Annotated in this window: 1 protein-coding gene; it reads left to right on the forward strand. The window is 52.3% G+C overall.

The annotated features are described in order from the left end of the window. Positions 1–218, forward strand: a 218-nt coding sequence (locus H6B10_RS17335; protein WP_204652551.1) for a DUF3846 domain-containing protein, incomplete at both ends; no start/stop codon positions are given.

The raw sequence follows: 218 nt of genomic DNA on the forward strand, positions 1-218 counted from the left end.
GAAAACGTCTGCCTTGTCCTCAATGATGAAGGGAAGGTCATCCCACTGCAGCCGAACCGGGGTTTGTCCGAAATCGATGATGTGGTGTACGGCACCTTTTTCCTTTGCGGTGAGGATGGCGAGAATTTTTGCAGCCTGACCAATGAACAGGTGGAGCGGTATCTCGCACGATTCCGGGAGCTGGAGATCATCTGTGACATGCCCGATGCAATCATTTG

The sequence above is a fragment of the Gemmiger formicilis genome, from assembly GCF_016901605.1.
GTDB lineage: Bacteria > Bacillota > Clostridia > Oscillospirales > Ruminococcaceae > Gemmiger > Gemmiger formicilis_B.